3 protein-coding genes are annotated in these 3002 nt (G+C 55.7%); 2 read left to right on the plus strand and 1 reads right to left on the minus strand.

Annotation, left to right across the window (positions count from 1 at the left end):
- Positions 1-362 precede the first annotated feature (362 nt).
- Positions 363-1058 (plus strand): DNA repair protein RadC, encoded by a 696-nt coding sequence (gene radC / locus ACIQ5B_RS10730; RefSeq protein ID WP_397575741.1) that lies wholly within the window; start codon positions 363-365, stop codon positions 1056-1058.
- Positions 1059-1105: 47 nt separating this feature from the next.
- Entirely contained in the window at positions 1106-2359 is a 1254-nt protein-coding gene (locus ACIQ5B_RS10735; protein ID WP_397599007.1) for a multidrug effflux MFS transporter, read from the plus strand.
- Positions 2360-2466: 107 nt separating this feature from the next.
- Here the strand turns inward: ACIQ5B_RS10735 and ACIQ5B_RS10740 are convergent.
- Positions 2467-3002: amino acid permease (locus ACIQ5B_RS10740; protein WP_397599008.1), on the minus strand; the 536-nt coding region annotated here is incomplete at its 5' end.

A 3002-nucleotide genomic window follows, 5' to 3' on the forward strand; every position in this document is an offset into this window, starting at 1 on the left:
CTTTTGCCTTTTCCATCCTGCCCGGAATTGTCCGACATCATGTGATTCCATCCAAATAAACACACGGAACCGCCACGCAATCGGGGCAACCCCGCCTAGGCATCGGCGCTTTAGGAGAGCGCCTGCGTCAAGTCAACAGCGCGTCGCCAAGAATGTTGCGTCGCAATAGAAAGGGCCGAAGCATCGCTGTCCCGGCCCGCTATATTCGTTTGGCTGATACCCTTATATCTTGGTCGTCCCGAACGCGGTTCAGTTGTTACGGGCAGCGCAGGTCCCATTTAGGCGCACTCGAATCGCGTCAATCGACTTGCACCCGTCGCAAAAATCTCCAAAAAGAGCATTATCGCAAAAGGACAGTGCTGATGGCGGACGGCGCGGATAAAATCGAACATCATGGCACCGGCCACCGTGCGCGTCTGCGTAAGCGGCTTTTTGAACAGCAAGGCGAAGGCCTGCACGACCATGAGCTTGTGGAATATTTGCTCGCCTTGGCCATTCCGCGCCGCGACACAAAGCAAATCGCCAAGGATCTGATCGCGCGATATGGCAGCCTCTCGGCCTTGTTAACGGCCGATGCCGATAGCATCATGCGCGAAAAGTGGATGGGCGAAACAAGTGTCGCTGCGCTGAAAATCGTCCAAGTCGCGGCCTTACGTCTTTTGAGCGCACCCGTCCGCGAGATGCCGATTTTGTCATCATGGCAGGCACTGCTGGACTATCTGCGCGCCGACATGGCGCATCTGACCATTGAGCGCGTGCGGACCTTATATCTTAACAGCAAAAATATGCTGATCCGCGATGAGATCGCGAGCGAAGGATCGGTCGATCAGGCCGCGATTTACACACGCGAAGTCATCCGGCGCGCGATGGACTTGGGCGCAGCGGCCATCATCCTTGTCCACAACCACCCCAGCGGCGATAGCAGCCCAAGCCGGCAAGACATTGCCATGACCCGGGACATTGCAGACGCGGGGCAGAAGTTCGGGATAACCGTGCATGACCACATCATCATCGGCAAAGACGGCTTTTCCAGCATGCGGAGCGCCGGGCTGATTTAAAGATTTAGCGGGTGGAATTATTGCGGCTGCTACCCCATAGCCGCAACATGACCTCCCCAGCTTCTGCAAAAAAATCCATCGGCCCGCGCGAATTGACCATCATGATGGCATCGCTGATGGCGCTGAACGCGTTGGCCATTGATTCCATGTTGCCCGCCTTTCCCGCCATGGCGCAGGGGCTGAAGGTTACCGATCCCAACCAGATCCAGTATATTATTTCCGTCTTTCTGGCCGGCACCGGCATTGGCGCATTGATCTATGGTCCGCTGTCGGACCGCTATGGCCGCAAGCCGATATTGCTGATTGCCATCATTGGCGCCGCCGTTTTTTCGCTCGCCTGTTCGATTACCCCGGACTTTGAAATGATGCTGGCGATGCGTTTCGCGCATGGTTTGCTCGCGGCGGCGATGGGCGTGCTGGTCATCTCCGTTATCCGTGACCAATTTGAAGGCGACGCCATGGCGCGGCGGATGTCGACCATATTCCTGATCTTTATGATCGTGCCGATTATCGCGCCAACCATCGGGCAAATGGTCCTGTTGTTTGCAGGCTGGCGGGTGATATTCGACCTGATGGCTTTTATGGCCGTGGCGGCGGCCATTTGGGTATATTTCCGTTTGCCGGAAACACTTGCGCCCGAAAATGTCATCCCGATTGAACCCCACGCGCTGGCAAAGGCATGGAAAGCCGTCGTCCTGCACCGCAACGCTGCGGGATATATGATTGGCGCAGGGATAGTTCAGGGGGCTTTGTTCGGCTATCTCAACAGCTCGCAACAAATGTTTGACAAGGTGTTCAACGCTGCCGACTTTTTCACCATCGGCTTTGCCATCATTGCCATCGGCATTGCTGTGTCGAACTTCACCAATGCGCGGATTGTGGAGCGTTTTGGTGCGCGCCGCGTCTCGCACACCGCGCTTTTGACCTTCATCACCCTTGGCGCGCTGCAATTGCTCGCGGCCCAGTTCGCGCCAAAATCGATGCCGTTGTTCCTACTGTTGCTGACGGGCAATATGGCGATGGTTGGGTTTATCGGCTCCAACTTTTCGTCGATTGCGATGACACCCTTTGGCCATGTCGCGGGCGCCGCGTCCTCGTTTCAGACTTTCGTGCGTACGGCCTTGGCTGCCTCGCTTGGCGCTATCATTGGCCAGCAATTCGACGGCAGCGTCTTTCCCGTCGCGCTTGGTTTTCTGTGTTGCGGGCTTGCCGCGCTGATATTGGTCCTATGGTGCGAAAAGGGGAAGCTCTTTACGCGTCCCGGCACGACCCAACCTATTCCCGCCACCCCCCGCAGCTAGGGTCAGGACCTAGGCAAAGAAAAGGGGCGCCGAAGCGCCCCTGCCCTTTTGTCGTCCGGTAACCAATTTACCAAATCGCAGCTAAACCGCTTTTCGGCGCGCCGATGTTACGCAGTCCCCTGGCCAACATGGCTCCGGCGGCGGCTATATAAGAAATACACAACCAACCCAATTGTTGTCCAACCCAAGAACATGAGTTCCGTATAACCGGAAAGCTGGAAGAACAGGAACACACAACCTGCGGCAGCCAAGGGGCAAACCAAGAAGTACAAAGGTGTGCGGAATGGCCGAGGGCGGTCGGGATTGGTACGACGCAAGATCATGACACCGACCGCAACGGTAAAGAATGCGAACAAAGTGCCAGAGTTTGAAATGTCAGCCAATTTGCCAACAGGGAAAAGTGCGGCAAACAATGCCACAAATATACCTGTGCACAATGTTACGACATGCGGCGTTCCATATTTCGGGTGAAGTTTGGAAAACATGTCAGGCAGCAATCCGTCACGCGCCATTACAAAAAAGATACGGGTTTGGCCGAACATCATCATCAAGATAACCGAAGGCAATGCCACGGCAGCCGAAATAGCCACAAGCTTCCCTGCCCATCCGTGACCAATTTCATTGAGCACGAAGGCCAAAGCTT

The sequence above is a fragment of the Sphingorhabdus sp. genome (genome assembly GCF_044374345.1).
Classification (GTDB): domain Bacteria; phylum Pseudomonadota; class Alphaproteobacteria; order Sphingomonadales; family Sphingomonadaceae; genus Sphingorhabdus_B.